The sequence below is a fragment of the Spirosoma aureum genome (assembly GCF_011604685.1).
GTDB classification, from domain to species: domain Bacteria; phylum Bacteroidota; class Bacteroidia; order Cytophagales; family Spirosomataceae; genus Spirosoma; species Spirosoma aureum.
Genome location: NZ_CP050063.1, coordinates 5390539 through 5409953, shown reverse-complemented (window position 1 = coordinate 5409953; position 19415 = coordinate 5390539). Strand labels below are relative to the sequence as shown.

13 protein-coding genes and 1 pseudogene are annotated in these 19415 nt (G+C 45.5%); 3 read left to right on the top strand and 11 right to left on the bottom strand.

What is annotated here, in order from left to right:
* Positions 1-61: 61 nt before the first annotated feature.
* The 9 genes and pseudogenes from xth to G8759_RS21525 all read right to left on the bottom strand — a co-directional run bounded on the left by xth (position 62) and on the right by G8759_RS21525 (position 9462).
* A complete protein-coding gene (gene xth, locus G8759_RS21565; protein ID WP_167212252.1) occupies positions 62-835 on the bottom strand; it encodes an exodeoxyribonuclease III in 774 nt (257 codons plus the stop codon).
* Positions 836-994: 159 nt separating this feature from the next.
* Positions 995-2002 carry a hypothetical protein gene (locus G8759_RS21560; RefSeq protein ID WP_167212249.1) on the bottom strand — a complete coding sequence of 336 codons (1008 nt, stop codon included), beginning with the start codon at positions 2000-2002 and terminating at the stop codon, positions 995-997.
* Positions 2003-2058: 56 nt separating this feature from the next.
* Entirely contained in the window at positions 2059-3066 is a 1008-nt protein-coding gene (locus G8759_RS21555; protein WP_167212246.1) for a bestrophin family protein, read from the bottom strand.
* Between the two features lie 95 nt (positions 3067-3161).
* Positions 3162-4220 carry an alpha/beta fold hydrolase gene (locus G8759_RS21550; RefSeq protein ID WP_167212243.1) on the bottom strand — a complete coding sequence of 353 codons (1059 nt, stop codon included), beginning with the start codon at positions 4218-4220 and terminating at the stop codon, positions 3162-3164.
* 289 nt (positions 4221-4509) lie between these two features.
* Positions 4510-5265: an SDR family oxidoreductase gene (locus G8759_RS21545; protein WP_167212240.1), complete on the bottom strand. Its 756-nt coding sequence runs from the start codon at positions 5263-5265 to the stop codon at positions 4510-4512.
* Positions 5266-5737: 472 nt separating this feature from the next.
* Entirely contained in the window at positions 5738-6190 is a 453-nt protein-coding gene (locus G8759_RS21540) for a carboxymuconolactone decarboxylase family protein (RefSeq protein WP_167212237.1), read from the bottom strand.
* A 540-nt stretch (positions 6191-6730) separates the two neighbouring features.
* Positions 6731-6937, bottom strand: coding sequence for a hypothetical protein (locus G8759_RS21535; RefSeq protein ID WP_167212234.1), 207 nt, complete (start codon positions 6935-6937; stop codon positions 6731-6733).
* Positions 6938-7620: 683 nt separating this feature from the next.
* A pseudogene (locus G8759_RS21530) lies at positions 7621-8342 on the bottom strand (alpha/beta fold hydrolase).
* Positions 8343-8463: 121 nt separating this feature from the next.
* Positions 8464-9462 carry an alpha/beta hydrolase gene (locus G8759_RS21525; RefSeq protein WP_167212231.1) on the bottom strand — a complete coding sequence of 333 codons (999 nt, stop codon included), beginning with the start codon at positions 9460-9462 and terminating at the stop codon, positions 8464-8466.
* An 895-nt stretch (positions 9463-10357) separates the two neighbouring features.
* Between G8759_RS21525 and G8759_RS21520 the strand changes: the two genes are divergently transcribed.
* Positions 10358-12406 carry a sigma 54-interacting transcriptional regulator gene (locus G8759_RS21520; protein WP_197933039.1) on the top strand — a complete coding sequence of 683 codons (2049 nt, stop codon included), beginning with the start codon at positions 10358-10360 and terminating at the stop codon, positions 12404-12406.
* A 26-nt stretch (positions 12407-12432) separates the two neighbouring features.
* Here G8759_RS21520 and G8759_RS21515 read toward each other — a convergent pair whose 3' ends face one another.
* Positions 12433-13017, bottom strand: a complete 585-nt coding sequence (locus tag G8759_RS21515; RefSeq protein ID WP_167212228.1) for a DsbA family protein — start codon at positions 13015-13017, stop codon at positions 12433-12435.
* A gap of 433 nt (positions 13018-13450) precedes the next feature.
* Between G8759_RS21515 and G8759_RS21510 the strand changes: the two genes are divergently transcribed.
* The gene (locus G8759_RS21510; RefSeq protein WP_167212225.1) at positions 13451-15772 is read left to right on the top strand and encodes a histidine kinase dimerization/phosphoacceptor domain -containing protein; all 2322 of its coding nucleotides are present in this window, start codon (positions 13451-13453) and stop codon (positions 15770-15772) included.
* 68 nt (positions 15773-15840) lie between these two features.
* Here G8759_RS21510 and G8759_RS21505 read toward each other — a convergent pair whose 3' ends face one another.
* Entirely contained in the window at positions 15841-16188 is a 348-nt protein-coding gene (locus tag G8759_RS21505; RefSeq protein WP_167212222.1) for a YciI family protein, read from the bottom strand.
* A gap of 528 nt (positions 16189-16716) precedes the next feature.
* On the opposite strand from G8759_RS21505, the gene G8759_RS21500 reads away from it, so the two are divergent.
* Positions 16717-19287, top strand: coding sequence for a histidine kinase dimerization/phosphoacceptor domain -containing protein (locus G8759_RS21500; protein WP_167212219.1), 2571 nt, complete (start codon positions 16717-16719; stop codon positions 19285-19287).
* The last annotated feature ends 128 nt before the right edge of the window (positions 19288-19415 follow it).

The following is a 19415-nucleotide window of genomic DNA, read 5'->3' as shown; positions in this document are numbered from 1 at the left end:
AGGATATACTGCTTATTTTCTGGTCTGTTGAGAGCGAAACAACGTTTTTTCGTTTTAGAAACTACGATGATAACTCAATCCAGGTAGGGGCATGATCACTGGATTTCTCCCAGCCTCTCACCTGTCGGTCAACTCCAGCCGAAACCAACCGCCCGGTAAGTGGGGGACTCAACAATATATGATCGATACGCAGACCGGCATCCCGGTTGAACGCATTCCGGAAATAATCCCAATAGGTATAAATCCGCTGAGCAGGAGCCAGTTTCCGAATCGAATCTAACCAGCCCATATCCAGAAGCCTGGCATAGGCAGCCCGTGTTTCGGGACGAAATAACGCATCATCGATCCATCGCTCAGGATTATACGCGTCCAGATCGGTCGGAATGACATTAAAATCACCCGCTAGAATTGTGGGTTTGTTTGTTTCCAGAAGATTGGTCGCGTGGTTTATAAACCGGTCAAACCAGCGCAACTTATAGTCAAATTTTGGGCCGGGGAACGGATTTCCATTGGGCAGATACAGGCAGCCAATGAGCAGATCCTTATACGTGGCTTCAATGTATCGACTTTGGTCATCCTGATCATCACCCGGAAGCACCCTTCTACTTTCCTGTAGCTCATCACCCCGCGACAGGATGGCAACTCCGTTCCAGCTTTTCTGCCCCTTCCAGATAGCCCTGTATCCAGCTGCAAGAATCGCCTGTTCCGGGAATTTATCCTGAGGGGCTTTTAATTCCTGTAGACAGACAACATCCGGAGCGGTTTCGGCTAACCATTGCAGCAGAACGGGTAAACGAGCGTTAATTCCATTTACATTATAGGTGGCAATTCTCATCCGTAGAGTCCGTTAAGTACCTCATGCCATAAATGTAAACTCAATTATGCATTGGCCCGATAAATTTTGTCTACATGTAGTCGCTGATCAATAAAAAGTCCAGACTTTTTCGAGCTATTGGCCAGACAATTACAGAGCCCTTTGACCAGATCGATTTTATTACTGATAGAGATACATTGTTTCCGGTTTTTGAAGTTCGTCGGACCATTGGTTTATGTAGGTGATCAGGTCGTTCTGGTCTGGATGGATTCTAAGTTCACCCTGACTGCCAAAAACGATAAGCCCAAGCGCCAGGCAGTGTGCCATGTCAAGTTGGAGCAACAAGCCCAGACTGAACCCTTCAATGAAATGTTGCCGGGCATCGGCGGCTATCTCAATGGAAGGAGCTACCTTCTTCCGGGCAAGGATAAATTGCTCCTGTTTGGTAAACAGAATGGCATCGGTGGTCGAATAGATCAGCAACCGGGCGATGTTCATGGTTCTGAAAATGGAAATATACTTTCGTTTCAGATCGAGAAAGTTCTGAACACTTACCGGGGTATCCCGCTGAACGCCGTTGAGTACTCGCCAGAGGTTAATCGCTTCGCCTTCATCCAGCGCAAAAGTAACCTGGCCATAGAGGGAAAAGTCGCTGATGATATCCAGGGCTTCATCGACCTGAAAGGAAAGCTTCGAGAGCGGATCTCCCAGGTAAAAAATAAACTCCAGATCCCTTTTTCCAATAGGCTTAATCACATTGGTCAGCAGGCTGTTCCACAAATCAGACGCTCCGGCCAGGCTTGACCAGTCATTAAACGCAATTGTCCGGCAGTTTCGGAAAAAGGACTGTAACACCTGAGTCACAGCATTACTCGTTAAGAACCGCCACTGGTCTCGCACACTCCCTGCGCTGGGGATGTCACCACTGAGACTAACCAGTGGGGCGAGGTCTGGCATCGAGTTTAAGGTCAGACTGCGGATACCCATTAACTGGAGAATCTCGGGCAAAACAGCCGTATGGATACCCAATGCATTCACTTCCTGATTGGCTGTCGATGGATCTGGCTGGTTATTCGGTTGAGAACTGCTCAGGTAGAGGTTGGGCAAAACCGTAAAGGCTTGCAGTTGAGACCTCAGGTCCATCAGAATGGGACCTGGATTCAGGATTTCCAGATTAAATGCTTCCATGATTTATTCATTTAATGATGTGAGGGTTACCTGGCTTACAGGCACCAAAAAGCGATTTATAGAATGATGTCGTGTTGTGGTTGTAGCTCGGCGGGTAGATCAACTTCCCCAAGCATCTGCCGAAGCTCAATCTCAAGCAGTCGGCCCATTTGCGAAATCGGAACATCGTTGGCGCTGCCTTCAAATGGATTTTCCGTACTTTCTCCTACCTGTTCCAGTGAGGTATACATCCAGGAAATAAGCATGCTGAAGGGAAGAACCAGCCACACCATATGCCCCCTTAGCGGACCAGCGATTATGTTATTGAGTTGGTCAAAGTCCCGGAGGATTCCAAAAGGCAGCAGAAAGCAAAAGAGCCATACGAATAAGGTATTGATAATGGCATATTGGCGTGGATAAGGCGAGTCTTTCAGTTGCTCGCTTTTCCCCTGCTGAATAAAAAAGTCTTTAATAACCCGCTCCATTTCCACCAGTTGTAGCACAACGATTTCCCCATTTTCATACAAGGTTTTAACAGTCCTGCTTTGAAAAGTCAGTAGTTGAGTCGCTTTATTTTTGACTGGTAAAATCAGCTCTAATTCATGATCGGGTAAGTATCTGGCCAACTCGCCGTCCAACGATACCTCCCGTTCGGGAATTGAATAAAACTGCTGATATTCAGTATTATGCTTTTTGCTGGTACTTTCCCATACCCGATCTTCCCGCAAATAATACCGCATGGCGGTCAACCAGGCAATGTGGCGGTAAATTAATTCTTTGCTTTTTTTTGGGTTATTAAAAAAGTCAAGACTGATGATACCCCAGTACCGGCTCAGGCTCATAAGATCCGTCCAGACTTTCTGGCCTTCCGCAGCCCGATTGTAAGTCTGGGTATTTTTAAACCCAACCGTGAAAGCTGTAGCTGTTCCGAGTAGAGCCACAACGGGCCAGGGAACGGTCAACCATTTCAGCCCGAAAACCTCATAGAGAAGAACTGGCAGAAGCCCAAGTACAAAAAGAATATACGCTTTTCGTCTCGTCCAGATCAGGAATTCAGATAATCGATAGGATTTGCCGATGTGCATATTGTTGAATTTTACAATTAGAGTTTACCTGAACTTTTTATTTAAAAGCTGCCTGGAAGAAATTGAAACAACTTACTCTTACTGGCGTACTCAACTCACTGTTGTTTCGACGCAAGTTCCCAGACTGCGTCTGTAAATGCGGCAGGGTTTTCCTGAGGTAAATTATGACCTGCATTCGGAATTACACGATGCTGACGCCAGCCCGAAAACTTTCCGGCCATTGCCTTGCCATCGGTTGCCGGAACAACACCATCGGCATCGCCATCTAATGTGATCGACGGAACAGTAATGACGGGTTGTAAGGCGAGTTGCTTCTCAATATCCTGGTACATTAAGTAGCCATCGGTAAAACCCAGGCGATGACGGTAGGAATGGATGACTACCTCAACATAATCCGGGTTGTCGAAAGCGGTTGCACTGCGATCAAATTCAGTGTCGGTAAACCGCCAGTTTGGCGAGTTACGTGTCCACATTAGCCGCGCAATGTCACGCCGGTTCGCGGTCAATCCGGCTCGGCCACGCTCCGTCAGAAAATAATACTGGTACCAGAAACCGGCTTCAATTAGTGCAGGGAGCGGCAGTGTTGCTTTGGCAATATCCTGGATCAGATAGCTGTTGACCGATACCAATCCCATGCATCGCTCCGGCCAAAGCGCGGCAACCACACAGGCTGCACGGCCACCCCAATCATAGCCTGCCAGCACGGCACGCGATATCTTCAATGCGTCCATCAGGGCAATGATATCAGCGCCGAGGGAGGCCTGTTGCCCGGATCGGGGCGTTTCTGAACGCAGGAAGCGGGTCGTCCCATGACCGCGTAAGTAAGGCACAATGACACGGCAGCCACGGGCCACCAGCATAGGCGCGACATCGACAAAGCTATGAATACCGTAGGGCCAGCCATGCAATAGAAGTACCGGAATACCGTCGTTTGGGCCTAACTCAGCGTAGCCAATCGTTAGGACACCCGCATCAATTTGCTTCAGCACATCGAATGAACTGATTGGTTCCTGGCTGAACGTGGATGAAGTAGTCTGACTTTCCCTGCCGGAGTGTGCACTCGCAGATCCAGCCATAATAAACGGTCCGACGGCAATAGAGATAGCCGCAGTCGTTAAAAGGCGACGACGTTCATAGTTGAGTTGTTCCGACATAGTTCATTTGCAGTAGTCGCTAGTAGCTATGGCTTGCCTGTAGCGTGTCGAGAATTGCTGTTATCAATTAGCGAAAACAGGTTTTACCTGTTTTAAGAAAGTTTCTGTCCATTGTATCATCGTGTTGCTGATCGGATTTCGCGGGGACACCGCGCCGACGTGGGTTGTCCCGTGCACGAACGGGTGGAAAGTGCACGCCCCTTACAGCAGCCTCGACGAACTGACACCCGTCATCTTCGTCACGATGGACAGAAACCAACTATAGATATGTTGCTTCGAACGTGTAGGTCTATACGTTTTGCATTTGTTTACTTAACCACTTCTTGAAATCAATCGAACCAAGCCGCGGATTATCACCGGGTATCAGCATCAGGTTCGTTAATTCAGCGCCAAAATAACGGGCATGTACGTCGGGTGATACCGTTCGCGGATCATTGATAAGCTTTAGGTATTGCTGTACCAAATCGGAGAGACGGAACCGTTCGGGCCCGGCGATTTCAACGGTAGCGTTGAGTGGGTCTCCAACGGTGAAGTCGACCATGGCGGCCGCCACATCTTCGGCCGCTATCGGCTGCACAAAAGCAGGCGAAAGGAAGACCGTTTGTCCGATCGTACCCGATTGGGCAATGCCACTCAGGAATTCAAAAAACTGCGTTGAATGGACAATTGTATAAGGAACTTTGGACGCCCTTATCAACTTCTCCTGAGCGATTTTTCCGCGAAAATAACCACTTTCTGACAAGCGATCCGTTCCTACAACCGACAGTGCTACATGGTGTTTAACACCGGCAGCTTCTTCGGCGGCAAGCAGATTTCGCCCCGATGTCTCAAAGAATTCCAGTACAGCCTTGTCTTCGAATGAAGGGGAATTTGCTACGTCAACAACGACCTGTGTGTCTTTTAGCACTTCAGCCAGTCCTTCGCCGGTGATGGTATTGACACCCGATGCAGGTGATGCGGCAATTGTTTCATGCCCAAGTCGGCGAAGCCTGTCTACCAGTTTCGATCCAATGAGTCCGCTACCTCCAATGACTACGATTTTCATAATTTAACTTGTTTAAAAACAGTTAGGAAGCTTGTTTAGATTGTTTTCCATCTACAGCCAAAATCAATTCAAGTACTCCAGTTCAATTTTCGATCTGAGGTCAAAAAGGGAGTTTATTTTAATTGATTACAACCGCTGACTTACTGATAAGTAGACAATACACGTGCCACATAGGTAAGTGGCTGTATATCAATGGATAGGACTAAGCATGGACTAAATTTATCCACTGTATTTCGCCAAATAACTGGAGAGACACGAAATACAGTCAACTTTAGGATTGAAAATCAATTTTTTAGAATCGTCGGGTGACGGTTCCGAATGACTATCTTAATGTAGCATTCTGTTGAATTAAGAAATTCGATTGCTGTAGTGCTGAAACAAATCAAACCAGACAGGGAGCCATTAATGCTCTCTGTCTGGTTTGACTACTATTCGTGCTGTATTTTGATACAAGCGATTGTACACAATCGGATTACCCGAACTGGCCTACCGTATAAGTTCCTGGTGTATTGGGGAAAGCAATATTAAATCGATTCCACGTATTAATATTAGTAATCACCAACGTCAGGTCAATCAATTCTTCATCAGAAAACTGGGCTTTTGCCTGGCTATAAACAGCATCGGACACATCACATTTTGTTACAGCCTCAGCCCACTCCAAGGCTGCTCTTTCCCGGTCAGAATAATAGGGAGTTTCTCGCCAGGTATTCAATCCATATAGTCGTTGCTCGGTTTCACCTTTTGCCCGGGCTTCCTTATAATGCATGTCAAGGCAGTAAGCACACCCGTTTATCTGAGAAACCCGGACATCTACCAACTCTTGAAGTTGTGTTTCAACCGGCGACTTTTTTAAGTAGCCGCCGGCTCCGAAAAGTGATTTTAGGGCACTTTGACCCTTCTCGAAAACATTCAGTCGTTTTTCCATTTTAAGTACTAATTAATTGATATTCAATAGTTAAAAATTAAGAATTGAGTTTTGTCAATTGGCATTCGATTTACGCTCGAATTCAAGTGTTTACGTCTACAAGCATACCATGAATACACGGGGAATCTGGCCAGCAAAAAGGAGACGGTTTAGTATCAGTCAGTGTTTGAACGAAGCATTACTATCAGGTGCACAATACTTGTGGAGATGGAGCATTCACCAGCTACCAACTATGTCGACGAAATGTCACTACTTCTTTTGTGTACTAAGGATAGCGTATAAATGTCAGTCATAACTGGGTCACTTAAAAGCCCTTTAAAACGCCCATGGTATAAACTGTCTGGTGCAAAAGGTCAGGAGGACTGGCCTCAAAAATCAGATTATCATAGTCAAATTTCCTCACTTCCGACGAAGTCAACCCGTGTTTTGGCTGTACCGGTGCTTTTCATTTCATATTGTTTAAACCGATAAGCCGGGCAGCCGGTGAGGTTTCTAAAGCCTTATCGGTTTAATTTAGACGAATACTAGCCTGGGTCTGCGTTATTGATCCAGATTTGGATTAAAATCGGGTTGGGTTCCTGCATCTGAGAATTCATCCTTCTCCCAGACTATATCGTCTATAAATTCACCTCCCTGACTTGCATCTTCCTGGTGGTTAGGTAGTTCAAAAGCTGAGGAGTCATTTTGGGGCTCGCTAACGGCTTTGTTTGCCACAATTGTTTTAAAGAGATCAAATAAGGTGTTCATTGGATTCGTGTTTTAGGTTGAGTCCTCTGGCAATTCATGAACAAAGAGGGGTTGTCTGCTTTCTTTTGATTACTGCCAGGGCTAAACTGTTTATGAATTAGGACATTCAATGCAATTTTGATTTAAGATAGTAAGTAGGCTGCAATCGGTATGCCAACTAAATAAGTAGCTGATTGTGAATTGATTGATGAAATTTTCTCGTTGCTGCTTCCACTTTATTTCGCCAAGTGACGGACACTTTAACGAAATAAAGTAAAGGGTTGCCTGAGAAGATATGAAGTGGAAAATTTGGTAAGTCAATGAAGATTCAGCTTACATTGATCCAGGTAAATTTATCTAGAAGGAATACCTTGTTGCCGTAAATTTTACGGGAAATTAATTCTGTTCATAAATCGATAACGATATGCATTATACGTCATCAGTAAAACGACACTTCTCTCGAAGTAGTCAGAAATGACCCGTCTGACCAGTGCTGAAAAACCGTATGGCTGAAACCCCAATTACAAATTCCGACAAGTTGCAACAACTCAGGAAAAATAAAGAAGAAATTGTTGGCTAAACTTTTACCAAGGCCCAGTCAACAGACTCACGATAGTAGAACCCCCAAACTGATAGTTGAAGTCAATAGGCTACGTACACTATCTTGAAAAGCTTGCCTATTGACTTCTTTGGTAATTGAACAACTAGTTGGCAACGAGTTCTTTGAGACTCACCTTGCTGGCAGCCTCGATAATAAATGAAGCCACTTTCTTAGGTTGAGATACCATCGGAATATGACTGGCGTTGAGTTCGAGCGTTTTTGCTTTGATGGACTTGGCCATAGCCCGTTCCAGGTCAGGATTGATCATTCGATCCTGACTACCAACGATGTACCAGGAAGGTTTAGTTTTCCAGGCGGCATTGGAAATTTTCTCCCCCGGTGCAGCTGCCGCCCAGGTTCCCTGCGTAGCTAAAATGACCCGTCGTTCCGATTCGGGCAGATCCTGAGCAAAATCCTTATGAATACCCTCGGGTGTTAACGACAGAAAACCAGCGGCATCGACTCTGACTTCCTCATTACCGGGTGCGGGCGGGAAGGTTTTTGCCACATCGCTTAAGGATTGACCATTGTCGGGGGCGAAGGCGGCCACGTAGAGAAGCCCAGCTACTTTTGGATCATTGCCTGCTTCAGAAATGACCACCCCCCCCACGAATGGCCAACCAGCAACACAGGTCCATCCATAAGCGCAATGGCTCGTTTGGTAGCGGCCACATCGTCCTGCAAGGAGGTGAGGGGATTTTGTACTGCCGTGACATTCAATCCTTTGGCTAGTAACAGGGGGATGACTTTCGCCCAGCTAGAGCCGTCGGCAAAGGCCCCGTGTACCAATACAATATTCCTGACGGTTTTGGTTTGTGCTTCCATTTCAGTAATTGAGATAAGAGTGAAAAATAAGCCCAGAAAGGCTCCGATTAATGAATTATTGAGCTTTAACATGATTAGTTGATTTTGATGTTTTCGAAAACGAACAGGTAACTAGGCTGGTCTAACTGAGGTACTTTTTGAGTTCGGCAGCGGCCTGTAGGACCAACGAGCGAACAGCGGGTAGGGTAGCTAAGCCGTTCAGGAGCCCAAAGTCGTGGATCATGCCATTGTAGCGAACCGTCGTCACGGCAACGCCAGCTTCGTCCAGCTTTCGGCCATACGCTTCTCCTTCGTCGCGTAAAATGTCGTTTTCCGCAACCTGAATCAGGGTTGGTGGAAGGCCACGCAGTTGCTCAATCGACGCCTGCAGCGGAGAAGCGTGAATATTCTTGCGTTGCTCAGGGTCAGCGATGTATAAATCATACATCCACTTCATTAAAGAGGTCGTAAGAAAACGATCCTTACCAAAACGCTGATAGGAATCCGTTTCAAAATCCGCATCGACAATGGGCCACATCATAATCTGAAGTTTAATGGCAGGCCCCCCTTTTTTCTTAGCCATCAGGGCGGTAACAGTAGTCATATTACCCCCGACACTGTTGCCGACAACCGCCAGTCGGCTGCCGTCTACATTGATTTCAGCACCGTTTTCGGCTACCCAACTGGTCGCTGCGTAGATTTCGTTGATGGCTTGTGGAAAGGGAGCCTCCGAAGTACGGGTATAGTTCACAAAAACGGCGGCAAAGCCAGAGAGTACCACCAGATCACGCACCAGCCGCTGGTGGGTCGGAAAGTCGCCTAAAACCCATCCGCCACCATGAATGAACATAAACACGGGCAGTGTTTCAGTAACCCCTGCCGGACGAACAATGTGAAGGTCAATGGTGTAACCGTTACTGGTAATGGTTTTCTGGACAACATCAATCCCTGAGATATCAACCTCTACGGATGCCTGAGCTTCCACAAGTCCAAGCTGCGCTTCCTGGGGCGACAGGGTCTCTAATGGTGGACCACCACTCGAATTCAGAATTTTTAAAAACGCTTTTGTGCCCCGGTCAAGATTGGGATCATCGGCATAGTTAACCGGACTGACGGGCTGAGTCATAGTGTTTGTATTCATAATTTTTAGCTAGATTTAAATTGACCCGATAAGGGATGATAAAGGCTTTTCAAAGCGCGTGCCATGACAATAGCGTTACCAAAAAGTGCCAGGATTGCGTTTAAAGGATATTTTTGCCTAAAAGCCTGTGAAGAAAAGAGTTGTATAACTCCAAATCTGGGAGCAAATCCAAAAAATTGGATGTATTAAATTTCTTAAACCGATCTTGCTTAATGGTGGTTTTTAGGCTCAATATAGCTTCAGTCAGGCGGGCTAAAGTACTCGGGTAATTGTACCGAAGAAGATGTTCATAATGCCGTATCTACTCCTGAAAACTCATTGGAACATGGCGAATTTCTTAAGACCGTCAACGCAAACAGAAATCAAAGAATAGCTCCCTGCTGAACTGGGAGAGGGTTTGCCAGAGCAGTTTTTTTACAGAATCTGGCTCATATTACCCCTTAATGAGGACCTTGAAAGTAGTGTCGCCATGTTGCCTGAAGAACTAAATTTCGTTGGTTGGAGGAAAGATGACAGTGATTGTAAATTCTGGAGATCTCCAGAAATTTGGATTTACTACAGTTGTTCGTAGGCAACATGGTTATTAAAATCACAACGGGTAATGAAATAACAGCTGAAGAATGGACCAGTCTTTGTTAATTTTCAACCGCATCATCCAGTAAATTAGCTTAAAATTGACTGAGGAGGTTAGACTAAGGCACTTTACTGATTTGTTAGTTAGTCAATTAATAGTCGGTCAGGGTAAGGTATAATTCTTGTCAGGTTTATAAAATTAGGACTGTTGCTTCAAGCCGTGCAACGGTTATTAATTCTACGTCTATTAACCGTGGCACGGCTCGAAGTAAAAGGCCTGGAAATTAGTCTGTTTTTCGGATAACTCAACCTGTTTTAGACTATGCAGTCGTCATCCAATCTTTCGATCAACTCGACATCGGCCTGTAAGATTTTAATCGTTGAGGATGAGTACATCATTGCCAATGATTTGAGCATCATTCTACAGGATGCCGGTTATCCGGTGATCGGTATTGCTAACTCGGTAGCTAAAGCGCTGGCTCTGATGGCGCAGCAAGAGCCCGATATGGTACTGCTTGATATTTACCTGAAAGGAAAGGAAACCGGTATCGATCTGGCAAAACAACTCGAAGAAATTAATATTCCTTTTATTTATATTTCCGCCAATGACAACCAGAGCGTGCTGGAAGCGGTGAAGGCAACACAGCCCAGCGGTTACATTGTCAAACCGTTTCGGGAAAAAGACGTCCTGACAGCACTCGAAATCGGGAGATACCGGCATTCGCACAGTGTCGAGCAAAAACTGCGGGAAGAAAAAGCGCTCCAGATCGCAATTACCAATGCATTGTCTGATACAGGAGACTGGGAGAATCGGTTATTGATCATCACCCAATTGTTGCAGCAGCATATTCCTTTCGACTTTTTAACAATTCGCCACCAGCGGTTGGGTACAACACACAATTATAATTATTACAGGATTGGGTTTGAGGAATATCAACTGCTAAGCCTACAGACTATTCAGCAGATGACTAACGCAAAGGTTGATTTCCAGTTATTGCCGCCGGGTAAACTGTTAGTAAACGGATCTGTTCGTTACCATCAGGAAGGCTTGGGCACTTTATGCCAGCAGGACCCATTCATTCAACTCCTGGTAAAAACGTTTCGGTTCGAATCGGCCCTGATGATGCCGTTTAGCCTGGTCAATGGTGAGCAGTTTATAATTGGTTTTTTAAGCCGGAATTCTGAATCCTATCTAGCCCGGCATCAGGCGTTGCTGGAGCGACTGGAACAGCCTATAGTACTAACTCTGGAACGGGTAATGGCTTATGAAGAGATTGCCCGACTCAGCAACAAGTTAAAACAGGAGAATTCCTATTTACAGGAAGAGGTAAAAACATTCGTAAATTTTGAGGAGATCATTGGAAAAAGTGAAAGCCTTTTGCATGTCTTTAAGTTGGTGACCCAGGTAGCCCCAACCGATACCACCGTGCTGGTGATGGGAGAAAGTGGTACTGGAAAAGAATTGATTGCGCGCGCTATTCATAACCAATCGTCTCGGAAAGAGAAGATTCTGGTCAAGGTTAATTGTGCCACACTCCCCGCTAATCTGATCGAATCGGAATTATTTGGCCACGAGAAAGGATCATTTACCGGAGCCTTTGAAAAGCGAATTGGTAAGTTTGAACTGGCTCAGGGAGGAACCATATTTCTGGATGAGATTGGCGAATTACCCCTGGAATTACAGGCAAAATTGCTGAGGGTGTTACAGGAAAAAGAAATTGAACGAATTGGTGGTAAAGCCTCAATAAAAACCGATGTTCGCGTCATCGCGGCAACAAACCGGAATCTGGAAGTAGAGGTCACGGAAGGCCGTTTTCGCATGGATCTCTTTTTTCGACTGGCCACGTTCCCCATTACGTTGCCCCCATTACGGGAGCGACCGGGAGATATCGTGCTGCTCGCTCATTATTTTGCCCGTAAACTGGCCCAAAAACAACGAAAGTCATTTCTTGGATTCAGCGACATGGCACTTGCTGAGTTAACCAGTTACGCATGGCCGGGAAATATTCGAGAGTTAGAAAATGTCATTGAACAAGCCATTATTCTGAATAATGGGCAAACACCGTTGGTACTGGGGAGACCATTGGAAAAGCGTTTATTTGCACCAAATCCTACGCTTAGCCAGCCTAAAAGCAATTGGGTTTCGGAGAGGCCGACAGTTAGCGTACCCAGAGATCTATCTGAAATGAAACAGATGCAACAGGCAACCGAACGGGAATACATTCTGGCCATTCTTAATCAGACAAACGGTCGTATTCGGGGAAGTGGTGGCGCTGCCGAGCTATTGAATTTAAAGCCGACCACGTTGGAATATCGAATGGAAAAAATGGGTATCCGTAAAATACTCACTGTTCAACCCCCTGATTCCTGATTAAGTACACATTGCGAACAGGATGCCTAGCCAAATTCGTTGTTACTCCAGTAAATAATACCCTGATTTTTATCAACCGAGCTTAAAGCTTGCTTGCCAATTTGCTGTAAATGAGACCGAATGATGGGAACTAACCGAGCTAGGGTCAGCTTGCCGTGGAATTGTTGACCACCCACGAACACCGTTGGGGTAGCATTGACGCCTAGACTGACTCCTGCCTTCCAGTCGGCTTTAATCAGGTTATAGAGTCGATCATCCAGTAAGTCGTTAAAAAACTGCTGTTGATCCAACCCTATCTGAAGGGTTAAGGCTGACAGGGTGGAACACGTGATTGACGTCAATGAAAATAAGCCTTGCGACATAGGCACAAATTTTCCCTGACGCCTGGCGGCTTCGGCTGCAACAGCAGCCAGCAGGGATTGATCTCCCTGGCGAATAGGAAAATGATGGTAGGAATAGTTAAGCTGATTCGTGAACATGCTTAGAATTGTATCGATCAGCTTTCTTATAGACCGGCTCTGAGGGCATGTGAAATCGCCAAACTCAAGCAATTCTACAGATTTTGAGTATGAGCCAATCATCGGGAATGCGGTTTTTTGAGTAGAATTCATAGGGGTCAAAGTTTTCGGATAAACGGGTTAACTGGATTCATTTATAAATCCAGTTAGCTGATCCCACAGACCAATGGCACTCCATCAATTGAAGAACAGAGAAGGCAGGCTGGGCGAATGAAAGAAATGCTGAACGTATACAGTCAACAGACGTGCCAACCAGGAAGAATTCGGCTCGTTTGCTAAAAACAATCCTTTACGGGCCAAAAAGAGAGATATATTTAGATTAATGGTGTGTTAAGCAACTGATAAAGAATTGTCTATCTCCAAAATACGGCAAATAAATAGAGAATCTCCAGTTTCTTAGAGTCGCTGTAACATACCGAATGAATGCATCAATCGCTGGTTTGCAGTAGGGAACCTCCCTCTTCAAAAGAAGAAGCTCGTCCAGGAAGCAGGACCTACGAAATTGATTCATTGCTAAACGATTTCTATGAAGCAGTTCATTTTTCTGGTCGTCCTGTGCCTGTCAGCCATAGCTGCTGAATCACAATCCTCATCACCTCCGGTACGTACGATTCGAAGGATATTGAACCGGAATACGGTCGATACCATCCAGGTAAATTCGTTGTTGAACCTAAGTCGATATTATATTTTTAAAGCAGGCGAGCAAATTCATGATCTGGATACGGCCTTGTTGATGATTCAGCAAAGTCGTACGCTTAGCCAGTCGCTGTCCTACCACAAAGGGATGGCCAATGCTGACTTTTGTTCCTATCTGGCCTGGCTTGAAAAAGGAGACCATCGGCAGGCAATTCTATATGCTCAGCGGGCTATCGATCGGTTTACCCGGTATGGTTACTGGCAGCTACTTGGCGCTCTGTATCTGGAAATGACGCGTTTATATACCCTTGATCTGGACGAACTTCCGGATAAGATTGACTGCTACCAGAAAGCACTTTTGTCATTCGAGCGGGCAGGTGATAAAGCCAGACAGATGGATATGTACAAGGAATTGGCTGATCACCATCAGGTTCAGGAGAATTACGTGCAGGCCCTGGCGGAATTGCAGAGTGCGCTTACCATATCCCGCCAGATCGGGCGAACGGATCTGGAAAGAATTTATGATCTAATGGGGTTTGTTTCGACCAAATTAGGTGACTATAAAGAAGGGTTAACCTATGGATTGCTGGCGGTTAAACTTGCTGAGGAACGAAAAGACAGTACCATACAACTTTGTACCATTTACAATCGACTAGGTCTTACTTACTACGCGCTTGGACAGTTTAAACAGGCAAACAACTATTATCGAAAGGCGCTGAGAATTGCCCGGCAGTTCCATGAAACACCCTATGTACTCGCTTTAACCAGCAACATTGCCAAATTACTGCTTCACCAGCATAAACCCCAGCAAGCGCTTCGATTTCTGAAAAGTCAGATTGAGCAATATCCGCCAATAACGGCAGAAAGCAAACTTATTGTAGCTCCACTATTTCTGGATATTTACGCGGAATTAAATCAGGTCAAATTGGCACACTCGTATTGCGATCAGGTACTGGATCTGCTGGCAAAAAAAGGGGATGGAAGCGTAGGGCGTGCCCCAATTTATGAGTCGGCCATCCGGTTTCTGATCACCAGCAAACAATTTACCCGGGCGCATTATTACCTTCAATTAAATGCGATGCAATGCCGGGAAAATGGCTCAATAAAGGACCTGTCCAGAAATCATTTGTTATGGTTTAAACTGGATTCGTCTCAGGCCAATTATCAGGCAGCTATCCAGCACTTCCAGCGCTATGAAGCTTTGCAGGATTCATTGTTGAATGCCACAAAAAGCCAGCAGATTGCTCAACTGGAAATACAATATGAAACGCAGAAAAAAGACCAGAATATAAAACTTAAACAGCAAGCCATTCAACTGTTAACCAAACAGAGCCAGCTCCAGCAAAATCAATTGCAACAGGCCAATACCATACGGAACGGTATTATTGCTGGTACTATATTGTTAATCCTGTTGCTTGGTTTGGGATTCAACCGCTACCAGCTCAAGCAGCACAGTAACCAATTGCTGGAAGTTAAACAGATCGAAATAAATCGTAAAAATCATGACCTGGAACGGATTGTGCAGGAAAAGGACAATTTGCTGATCGATAAAGAACAGCTGCTGACAGACAAGGACCATCTGTTGGAAGAACGAGAATGGATGTTGAAGGAAATGCATCACCGGGTTAAGAATAACTTGCAGATAATCACCAGCCTGCTTCACTCACAGGGTTCCTTTTTGAAAGACAAGGAAGCATTGTCAGCGATTCGGGAAAGCCAGAACCGGGTGCACGCGATGGCATTGATTCACCAGAAATTGTATCAAACAGACCGGTTATCAAGTATTCCGATGGTCAGTTATGTTCAGGAAATTGTCGATTATTTAATCAACTCATTTAATCGGGTTGATACGGTTCGTAAACAGATCACCGTTGCACCAATCGACCTGGACGTTACGTATGCGGTCCCGTTAGGGCTGATTCTCAATGAAGCAGTAACCAACTCGTTAAAGTATGCATTCCCGGATGGTCGGGTTGGCACACTATGGGTTGATTTGATGGGAGATAAAAATAATACCTACCGGCTTGTTATTGGTGATGATGGGGTTGGGTTTCCGGCTGATTTAAATCCTAGTCGTAGTCGAACCCTCGGCATGAGCCTGATACGTGGTTTAAGTGAACAGATCGAAGGTGTACTGGACATCAGCCAGCAGAAGGGTGTCCGGATTAGCCTGACTTTTGTTGAAGAAAAAAATGCGCGTGTTCCTGCCTGAACGTATTTGTTTGGGGTTCTAAACAAAGCGATTTGGAACGAAAAAGCCTGCAATCGGCTACCTAAGAGCTACATGGTCGGCATAGCCATTCGGACTTCTACCACAGCACCCCATTGAATGATTGGACAGCCTTTTGCGATCTCAATCGCTTCCTCATAGTCAATGGCTCTGATCATGAGTATCCCACCGATCGATTTATTTACTTCCGCATAGGGCCCATTCGTAACTACATTGTCTTTTCTAATAACACGACCTCCCAAATCCCAGCGCTGAGGTGGCTTGACCAGAATATTTTTGGCGGCCAACCCGTTGATCCAGTTCTGAAAGGGTTTGACTGAGGCTTGTATTTGCTCCTGTGATGGTCTGGCGTCCTGGCTGGTCAAATCCCGGTGGATCACTAATAAGAATTCGTTCATCTGACGGTTTGAGGATTGAAATCTGTTGATGCGCAACTTATTCAGTAGCCTGGACTTCTATAAGGCTTTGACACATTGTCTATGAAATTCTCCAACGTTATCAAGGGCGGAATCAAAGCGTATGCCAGGGATAAACAAACTACATAAAAGGGCAGAAATGCATATTGAAGGCCATATCTGGGCTTAGGTGTAGTGCGAATCCGAGCCGTATAAATCCAGCACACTGGGTAAATCCAAAAAATTGGACGCAACTCAATACACCTACTTTCATGTCAATTGGATTTTGGCGCAGATCCGAGCTTTAGTTTTGAAGAGCATCATGACAAACCACGGGTAGCCTTGCGGTTGAACAGTTCTGAGCAAAACTCCTACAGGCAAAAATGAACTCTGTACATGTCAGAAGGTTATCCCATCGTTCAGGCTTGATTCTTGCTAAAGTAGTTTCACGCTGGCTTTAATTGAACAGGTTCAGCTTATCTGGTTACCGGCTTGTTATCCATAAATTGGCTTTTTCGTATTACCTATTCTATGCACGTTCATAGATTAATTCGTATCCTGACGTGGCTGTCCTGGCTGGGCATGCTGGCTTGTCTTACACAGGCACAGCCCGTTTCGATCGCTGATGCCAATAAGCTACTGAAGTCAGTTCAACGCAATGCACTTGATACCAATCAGATACATGCGCTGCTCAAATTGAGCGATTTTCATATCAATAAGACCCTGAACCCAAAAACAAGTTTGGATAGCGCGCTCGTTCTGATTGAGCAGGCCGAAACGATAAGCCGCCGGATCGGTTTCGCCAGGGGGCTGGATAATGCTCTTTTTCTGCGGGGAAAAATTCAGATTAAACAACACAATATCAGTGCCGCCTTGCGTATGTCAACAAGTTTAAGCGATTCTAATCGAGTCAGGCTTTTACTGGAGCTGGGAAAGGATAAGCTTCGGCCAACCAACACGCAATTGGCTAATCGGGACAGTGCTATCGTATTTTTTCGTCAGGCGGAACTGATCAGCAAGGAGACTGGCAATCAAAAATGGCTGGATGAAAGCCAGTGTTTGCTGGGAATCAGCTATCTGTTGAACAAAGATTGGCCAAGAGGTAAAGCCTACTTTATGAACGTTATTCAGTCCCGCCAGCGGGCTGGTGACAAAGCCGGAGAAATTAGAGTCTGGCTCCGAATGGCAACGACTACATTTTGTGATGACTGTCGGGAAAATATGAGCGCATTAGAAAAAGCACTATCCCTTGCCCGCCAGATCGGTGACCAGTCGCAGGAGCTATTGATTTTGATGGAAATGGGCTATGAACATTTTCAATTGGATGGTGGAGAAACCAGACAGGCTGAACAGAAAGCACAACAGGCCCTGGCCATTCAAAAAGCCATTGGTTCCAGAGCCCTTAATCAGGCTTACCATGCACTGGCAGAGGAAAGTGTTTATAACATGCCAGGCGAATACGGCTATTTGTCCAATGCCTATTATTTTATGTCTGATCTAAGTCAGGCTAAAGGTGATTTAAATCAAAAATTATTTTATGTCTTAACGGTTGTCAAAAGCGCCGAGAGTAGCGGGCTGATTGATGAGCTGGATTATGCTTATTTTAGGTTAGGGAACGCCTATTACGGGTTAAATCAATTTGACAAAAGTTTGGCCTACTACAAAAAGTCGTTGGCTATCAGTCACCAAAAAGGGAGGCTATTTATCCAGGTGGGGCTGATTAGCCGAATGGTGGTGATCTTGTTAAAACAGGGAAAAGCCCCGGAAGCATTACAGTTTCTGCAAGGCATGGCAAGGGAATACCGCCCATTTACCTACGAGGATAAATTACTTATCGCCCAGAGTTTTGGCGAGTGCTATAATGCTCTGAAACAATACAAACTGGCGGAAAGGTATTACCTGGAGAGTGTCGTCTGGAGTAAACAAGTTGCTGTGCAGTTTCAATATACTGCCTGGCAACGCATCAGCCAGTTTTACATTACGAACAACCAATATGCTAAAGCAGATCCCTATTTGAAGCAGTTGCTGTCAACGAATCAAAAGAAAATCATACCGAGCCAACAATTGGAAATTCACTTGATGCGCTTCAAAGTGGATTCAGCCCAGGGTAATTATCCGGCGGCTATTAAGCACTATCAACTGTATAAATCCCTGACTGACTCGATTTTCAATGAGAAGAAGAGCAAACAGATTACCCAGTTGAGTATTGAATACGAAACCCAGAAGAAAGAACAGGCACTGACGCTGCGGGAAAAGAATATTGCCCTGCTCACCGAACAGAATAAAGCCCATCAAACCCAACGCAATGCCCTCATTGGAGGAACAGCCCTATTGCTGGCTCTGTTAGGACTGAGTTACAACCGATACCGATTGAAGCAGCGGAGCAACCGACAACTGGTAGCTCAGCAGCAAAAGCTACAGGCCCAACACTATGAACTGCAGGCAAGTCAGGAAGAGATCAACCAAAAGAATGAGAGCCTGCAACTCTTACTAAATGAGAAAGAATGGCTCCTCAAAGAGATTCACCATCGGGTCAAAAATAACCTTCAGGTGATCATGAGCCTGTTGAACTCCCAGGCCAGGTACCTCATGGATGATGCCGCCCTGTTAGCCATCCGGGAAAGCCAGCACCGGGTTCAGACGATGGCTATGATTCATCAAAAGCTTTACCAGTCGGAGGGGATGGCCCGCATCGATATGGGGTCATACATCCAGGAAGTGGTCGTGTACCTCCGGGATTCTTATAACCTGCCTCCGCAGAATCGCTTCGAGTTAAAGGTAGAGCCTATTGAGTTAGATGTTACTCAGGCGGTCCCATTAGGATTAATCATTAATGAAGCCATCACGAATGCACTGAAGTATGCCTTTCCGAAAGGGCACTTCGGAACCATCAGCCTCACTCTACACCGGTTATCGCCGACTACCTGTGAGCTTACTATTGCCGATAATGGCGTTGGCTTACCACCGGAGTATGATGCCTCACGCAGTCGTTCGCTGGGTATGACGCTGATTATGGGCTTTAGTCAGCAACTGGATGGAAAGTTAGTTATTCATAATAAAGATGGACTAAGAATTAGTTTGGTATTTAACGCTGAAGAATGAGTGCTGCCAAATCACCGGCCTAATACGGGAAGTGTGGCGTAGACAAAATTAGAGTATTATATAAATGTAGTTTTCTACTCTAACTTACGCACTATTCTATGCAAGGCATAAAATAATAGTACTCGCCC